General features: G+C 45.1%; 8 protein-coding genes. All 8 read right to left on the bottom strand.

The features are described 5' to 3' along the window. Positions 1-799: sigma-54 dependent transcriptional regulator (locus BCT81_RS10875; RefSeq protein WP_133152603.1), on the bottom strand; the 799-nt coding region annotated here is incomplete at its 3' end. 33 nt (positions 800-832) lie between these two features. Further along, entirely contained in the window at positions 833-1,873 is a 1,041-nt protein-coding gene (locus tag BCT81_RS10880; protein ID WP_061033700.1) for an ATP-binding protein, read from the bottom strand. A gap of 184 nt (positions 1,874-2,057) precedes the next feature. After that, positions 2,058-3,524: a sigma-54 dependent transcriptional regulator gene (locus BCT81_RS10885; RefSeq protein WP_008218264.1), complete on the bottom strand. Its 1,467-nt coding sequence runs from the start codon at positions 3,522-3,524 to the stop codon at positions 2,058-2,060. 229 nt (positions 3,525-3,753) lie between these two features. Beyond that, entirely contained in the window at positions 3,754-4,164 is a 411-nt protein-coding gene (gene fliS / locus BCT81_RS10890) for a flagellar export chaperone FliS (protein ID WP_008218262.1), read from the bottom strand. Between the two features lie 12 nt (positions 4,165-4,176). Continuing rightward, entirely contained in the window at positions 4,177-4,482 is a 306-nt protein-coding gene (locus tag BCT81_RS10895; protein WP_004739828.1) for a flagellar protein FliT, read from the bottom strand. A gap of 3 nt (positions 4,483-4,485) precedes the next feature. After that, a complete protein-coding gene (fliD, locus tag BCT81_RS10900) occupies positions 4,486-6,513 on the bottom strand; it encodes a flagellar filament capping protein FliD (RefSeq protein ID WP_102424229.1) in 2,028 nt (675 codons plus the stop codon). Between the two features lie 22 nt (positions 6,514-6,535). Further along, positions 6,536-6,961: a flagellar protein FlaG gene (flaG, locus tag BCT81_RS10905; RefSeq protein ID WP_008218257.1), complete on the bottom strand. Its 426-nt coding sequence runs from the start codon at positions 6,959-6,961 to the stop codon at positions 6,536-6,538. 80 nt (positions 6,962-7,041) lie between these two features. Further along, positions 7,042-7,240: flagellin (locus BCT81_RS10910; RefSeq protein WP_277869808.1), on the bottom strand; the 199-nt coding region annotated here is incomplete at its 5' end.

A 7,240-nucleotide genomic window follows, 5' to 3' on the forward strand; every position in this document is an offset into this window, starting at 1 on the left:
CGAGTACACGAACATCAAGTTTAATGCTCTTACGGCTACCTAAACGCTCAACTTCACGCTCTTGCAGCACACGCAACAACTTAGCTTGCAGGCCAAGATCCATTTCACTGATCTCATCGAGTAAAATTGTACCGCCTTGAGCTTGTTCAAACTTGCCTGGACACGCCTGAATAGCGCCAGTAAATGCACCTTTCTCATATCCAAATAGAGTCGCTTCCAACATATTGTCAGGAATTGCCGCACAGTTAATCGCGACGAACGGACCATCTTTACGGTTTGAGGCGTTATGGATGTAACGCGACATCACCTCTTTACCAGAGCCGCTTGGGCCCAAAACCATGACATTAGCGTCCGTTTTTGCCACTTTATCGGCCAGCATCATTAACTTAATGCTTTTTTCATCAGCAACGATGGCATCACCATTGTCGTCCGACTTTACGGGAGCATAACGGCTCACCATGTTTAGCAGTACTTCCGGCGCAAATGGCTTTGCCATATAGTCGATAGCGCCCTCTTTCATTGCAGCGACGGCGTCTTCGATGTTGGCATAAGCTGTCATCAACAATACAGGGAGATTTGGCCAGTGCTGCTTGATGTTTCTTAACAGCGCTAAGCCGCCCATGCCTGCCATCTGAACGTCAGAGACAACGATATCAACGGAGTTCGATTTTAGTTTGACCAGAGCATCTTCTGCGCAATCTGCTTCTAGCCATTCATAGCCAGCAAGCGCGAGTGTATCGACAAGGGCCTCGCGTAGACCTTCATCATCTTCGACGATTAACACTTTGCTTTGAGCCATAGGATTCTCCAGTGTAAATTCAGTTAAAACTTATTAGCCTTCAGTAGAAGCGCTTCTTTCTAGTGGCAAGCACATGGTAAAGCATGCGCCATCACCTTCTTCTGATATCAATTCCAGTCGACCTTCATGTGCTCGACATACCATTTGTACAACCGCCAAGCCTAAGCCTGTCCCTTGCGAGCGAGTGGTAAAGAATGGTTCCATGATTTTACCTTGAAGCTCTTTCGGTACACCGGGACCACTGTCTTGTACTGATATCTTAAGCTCGCCGTTTACCGGCCTAAAAAATACATCTATCTGTGATTCTTTGCCGGCAATTTGAACCGCGTTCAAAACTAGATTGCTTAAAGCAGAGGCAATCGCGTTGGCATTACCGAACATTTGAGTCTGTTCGCCTTCCACTTCTTGGCAGTAATCAATTTGGTTCGATTTCAACGCTGCTTCGACCATTGGCTGAAATTCTGTGATCAATTCAGCCACAGTAAAAGGTTTCACCACCTTATTATCGCCGCCCTTAGCAAACAGCAGCATGTCATTAACTTGCTTCTCTAAGTCATGAAGTCTATCCATAAGCTTAGATTGAAAACGTGTCTTCGTTGCCGGTGGTAGATTCGGTGCGGCAAGGTTTGACGCATACAACATTGCACTAGAGAGCGGTGTACGAACCTGATGAGCAAGTGACGCCACCATTCTACCTAAGGACGACAGACGCTGGAGATCACTAACTCGTGATTGCAGCAAACGCGTCTCGGTCAGATCGGTAATCAAAATCAGCTGACCCGTAGTCGAAGCAGAAATCGCCAAACGTACCTTTCGACCATTCTTTAATGAGATCTCATGACCATCATCGTCTTTGGGATCAAAAGCACTCTGGATAACAGAAAACCACTTCTCTCCAACCAACTCGACGCCAAGAATGCGGTGCGCTTCTGGGTTTGCTTCTCTTACTTCACCATGGGTATCTAACAAGATGACACCAGCAGGCATAACATCGAGCACTTGCTTGTAGCGCTCAACCTGTTGTTCAACAGAATCTAGGTGTGATTGATTTTCTGGTTCGTTAGATACGTGCATGTCAAAAATTTGCCTCAAATACTAAAACAGCCTGACACGCACAAAACGAGTCAGGCTATTTGCTATATTTATCACATAGTTAAGCAAGCAACAACTCGACTATGGTTTATCTTATCGCTTAGCTAAAGTGAACGATTAGCTAAAAATTTAGTGTTTGTTTTTCCGTTTCTCGAAAAGCAGAACACTAACGCTGCAGATTGTATTTACGCATTTTCTCAACCAGAGTGGTTCTGCGCATGCCTAACATGTCTGCCGCTCGAGCAACAATACCGCCTTGAGCTTCCAAGGCTTGATTGATCATATTCACTTCCATATCAGCGAGCAGCTCTTTCAGGTTAACCCCTTCTGGTGGTAATTCCTGAGGTGCATTCGCGTTGTCAGTCATATCATCTTGCTGATCGAAGCTGAAATCTTCCGAGAATAGGTCGGCTAACGCGTCACGCTCTTGCTCTTCCTCAGACACAAAGCTATTAAACTCTGGTTGGAATTCAGGGATATCACTGTATCGATACTTAGTTGGCAGGTGGTTTACGTCCACTAGGCTATTCGGATAGAGAATAACCATACGCTCCACTAAGTTCGCCAGTTCACGTACGTTACCTGGCCAGTCATGTTCCATAAGAGAGTTAATCGCGCGAGGCGTAAAGCAGATAGGCATACTGCCTTCCGCTTCCATTCTCGTCATAAGCTCTTGAAGTAGAAGAGGGATATCTTCTTTACGCTCTTGTAATGCCGGCATTTCAATCGGGAATACATTCAAGCGGTAATAAAGATCTTCACGGAATGAATCATCGTCGATCATGTCTTCAAGGTTACGGTGTGTAGCCGCAATTACTCGAACATTCGCCTGGATAGTGCAATTGCCACCTACACGTTCAAAGCATCGCTCTTGTAGTACGCGTAGCAACTTAACCTGCATCGCCATTGGCATATCGCCAATTTCATCAAGAAATAGCGTGCCGCCTTCAGCTAACTCAAAACGTCCTTTACGTGCCGTAATTGCACCTGTGAATGCGCCCTTCTCATGACCGAAAAGTTCACTCTCCAGCAAATCTGGTGGGATTGCACCACAGTTCACTGGAACAAAAGGACCAGTGCGACGTTTTGAATGGTAATGAATGTTACGAGCAACCACCTCTTTACCGGTACCAGATTCACCAAGAATCAGTACGTTGGCTTCGGTAGAGGAAACTTGTTCAATCAAGTGACGCACTTCTTGAATGCCAGCACTTTGACCCACTAGACTGCGAAACAGTGTGTTCTTACGGGCTGAAGAGACAACTTGAACCCCTTTGCGTCCTAAGAAATCTTTACAGTGTCTTAATGCATCACTTAATTGGGGATAGTTAAGAGGCAGCTCGAGTTCACCAACAAAATTGGTGAGCTCGTCAACCGGGTGGTTGTTTTTGCCAATCACAAGCAGAGGGATGTGATTCGCGTGAACAAGCTTATCATTCAGTAATGCGTTGAAGCCTTTACCTTTTATTGAGCCAATAATGCAACCAGCCCACTGTAGTGACCAGTCGACTTTGCGCGCTTGTTCAGAGCTGATTACTTCGCAGCTCTCTCCTACAAACTCTAATATTGTGCTTAAATTGTGACGATCTTGAGCGTTATCGTCGACCACAAGCAGTTTTGCCAAACCTTGCATAAGTAGGAATTATTGCCTTTATTTTGGTGCGATGCGGAAAAACGGTGAGCAACGTATTCCATAAAATTAAGAATTCTATCTATGATTATGGTTTACGAGGACAAATTTATGAAATCAGCAACGAAAAAAAGCCATTAGGCTATCTAATGGCTTCTATTTTATTTGATTAAAAAAATAAGGCAACCAACCAATTAGCGGATCTAAGGTTAGTTAAAACTGCAATTTTTCTTTAAATACCGACTTCAGCAGACGTCAAGTTGTGATATTCATTCGGAATTTGGTCCCAAGCGCTCTTAATTTCGCGGATAATATCGATAACATCATCAATAGGCTGTGGGTCATTTTTGTGATTTGCCGCAGAAATTTGCGTGATCATGAACTCATAAAGTTGATCTAGGTTTTTCGCAATATCGCCACCATCGTCCATAGAAAGGCAGCTACGAAGGCTAATAATGATGTCTAGAGCCTTACCTAGTCGCTCACCTTTCACCGGTATATTGCCCGCTTGCATTGCCGCTTTACCTTGGATCAAACGCTCGATAGCGCCAGCCATTAGCATTTGCACAATCTTATGCGGTGAGGCAGCCGTTAGCTGACTATCCACTGATACCTTTTTATATGCCTGTAAAGAACCGCGCATAGTAAACCTCTTCTATAAAAACTTTTTGTATTGTTGAACTGACTTGGCACCATGTCGGTACTTGTGCAGGGTTTTCCCTACCCGGCCAGTTTCAGACTGCATCAATTCGACTAATTTTCTTGTTCTCGAAATGGCTTCAAACCACTCCGAACTTTGCTTAACGTCAGGGTGTGAATCGATGAATTGAAGCACGTTTTGCAATAACTGTTCTCTGTTATCGACAAGCGTCGCTATTTCTTCAGCATTAATTTCACTAAATTCGAGCTTAGAGATAATTAATTGATCTAGTTCACAAAGCTCTTGAAGCTGACTGGTCATCTATTAACCCAACGCATTCATCATGCTACCAAGCTGAGACTGCATCTTACTGGTTGCATCTTGCATGGCGGTGAACTTAGAGTGAGTACGACTTTCAAGACTGTCCATACGGCGGTCTAAGGCGTTTTGGTCGTCTGCTAAACGGTAGTTTTGCTCGACCAGACTCTTTTCTCGAGTACGAATTGAACCAGTAATACCAGTGATGCCCTGAATCGCATCTTCGACTTTTTTAGCAAACCCATTGTTGCCGCCAAAAAACTCGCCCAGCTTATCAAAGTTATTGTTTAGCTGTCGGTCGAGCATGTCGTAGTTAATCTCTAACGAGCCTTGCCTAGTGGTTGTGATACCAAACTCTGTCAAAGACTTAAGGTTCTCTGGCGCCCCTTCAATACTTGACGAGAATACCCCTTTCAATCGTGAGTCGGCGTTACGGACCGTGCTGTCACCAGAAAGTGGGCCTTTTTGTCCAGTCGCAGGATCGACACCCGCCAAGTTTTTAGACACTTGGTAAAACTGGTTGTAAGAATTCACAAAGGCTTCGATGTCTTGACGAACACTATTACGGTCGTACTCAACTCCAATTTCTGCTGGCGGCTTATCTTTTGGCGTCTTTCCTTTCACCGTAATATCAATGCCTTCAACGGCATCTTCAATCACATTGTTATTACTAGAGAGCTGAGCGACACCATCCAGTACCACCATTGAATCTTGACCAGCTTGGACTTCGGTCATGCCGCTGTAACTATCAAAAGATTGTTGAGCAAGCGCCAAGTCAGCTTGCGCCTTGTCGACTTTCTCTAAGCGCTCTCGCTCTTCAGGCTCTAATTTGGCACGCTCGATATTTTTCGCTTGCTCTGCGGTCAATTCGCCGCTTTCTACTTTCCTGGCCAGATCCGCTTTTTCTTGCGCGATCTTCTCTTCGATACGTGCTTGCTCTGCTTCTAACTTTTGCTGGGCTTCTTTCGGTGTCACGTATGAATCAGTCAAAGTGCCAGAGGCCGTGTTTGACCAACCTGGAACATCAGGCGCCTTCTCGATCGCTTTTTCGTCAAGCTCAAGCTCTGGTGTGTAATAAGAATCTAACAACGTGCCAGAAGCGGTTTCCGTCCAACCTGGGATATTGTCTTCAGGCATGACAGATTTTGCCGCTTGAGCGGCGTCTAAGGCAGCTTGACCATCTGCAGCGGCTTGTTCACCGTAGCTAAGGCTTTGAGAGCCATCTTCTGCAGGAGATGTTGAGCCCGCTTGAGAACCTGGAATGATATTGCCGTCTTCGTCGACAGCTTGATCAACTTTCGGGTCATCATCGGAGATAGCTTCATCGATAAGATCAACGGCTTTTCCAGCAGGCGTGAGGCCAAGTACGTCTTGAGCGGCAAGGCGAGCTTTCTCTAGCGCTTCAACACGTTCTTCAAGGGTTTTATATTCGAGTTTTTTTAGAGGATTTGACGCATCAGATTCTACATTGATGCTGATCTGTTGGTCTGCGCCAGATTTGTTGGAGGCGACAATAAGTCGAGGGCCTTCGGTATCATTAATAATGGATGCACGAACGCCTGGGTTCCTATCTGCACCGTTTATGCTGCGAACAACATCGATTAGCTTTGATCTATCGCCAACTTGCACATCAAAGCTATCATCACCAAGCGAAACCTGCAGCTTACCTGGGCCAAATTTCATGTCATCAGATAGAACATCTGACGCTACTTTATGACTCTGGGCAAGCTGCAACACATCGATGGCATATTTGCCAGCGATCGCTTCAGTAGTCGCGGTTGCAGAAACAAGCGCTTCATCAGTACTTTCTACTGTACGTACAGCGAAAGCTTTTTCCTGACGAAAGTTTGTCATCAGGTTTTTCATCGAATCGAGAGATTCTCTGAGTCTTCCATAGGCACTAATGCTGGTATCGATTCGCGCTCTTTCATTGTCGATTCGTTGCTGTTTAGGTACACGCTCCGAATCCACAATTTTGCTGACCATGGAATTGATATCCATGCCAGACGAAATCCCCATTGGGCCAAAACTCATTAAACCACCTCAATAATACGACTTAGACCTTCACCTCAAATATTCTACTATTCGAGTTTTGGGCTGCTAGGCGTCTTAGAATTTCAAGCATTTCTTCATCAGGTATCTGACGAATAATATCGCCGGTTGTGGTTTCATAAATAGTCACCACATCCCTTCCCGATTCTTCATCGACCTTAAAGGCAACCCCCTTATTGAGAGAGGAGATAAACTCGTTTACCTTCTCCACCATTTTGACTCGCTCTTCATCATTCAACTCTTTTCTCTCTTGAGCTAATTGAATCGCAGCTTCGGTAGCTTCTTCTTTCGATTTCTCTACCTTGCCATAAGAGGTTGCTTCTTTCAGGCGTGAAATACTCGACGCACTACTACCTTCATCGCTTGCAATTTTAATGCCATTAGGTGAGCCATAAGGCTGGATGTTCGATGCGTTAGATGGTATTTCCATAACACTCTCCCTCCCTCCTTCATGAGCCAACAGTAAAACTCCACATAAAGCGGAGTTTACCGCTACTTACCGAGGTAAGTTTAGCCCAATAAGCTTAGAGCTGCTGATGGTGATTGTTTTGCTTGAGCTAGGATAGAAGTACTCGCCTGTTGTAGGATTTGAGACTTCGTCATTGCCGTTGTTTCTTTCGCGTAGTCGGTATCTTTGATACGGCTCTTAGAAGCATTAACGTTTTCGTTGATGTTTTCTAAGTTGCTGATTGCATGGTCAAAACGGTTT

Source organism: Vibrio sp. 10N.261.52.A1, assembly GCF_002876325.1.
GTDB classification, from domain to species: Bacteria; Pseudomonadota; Gammaproteobacteria; order Enterobacterales; family Vibrionaceae; genus Vibrio; species Vibrio chagasii.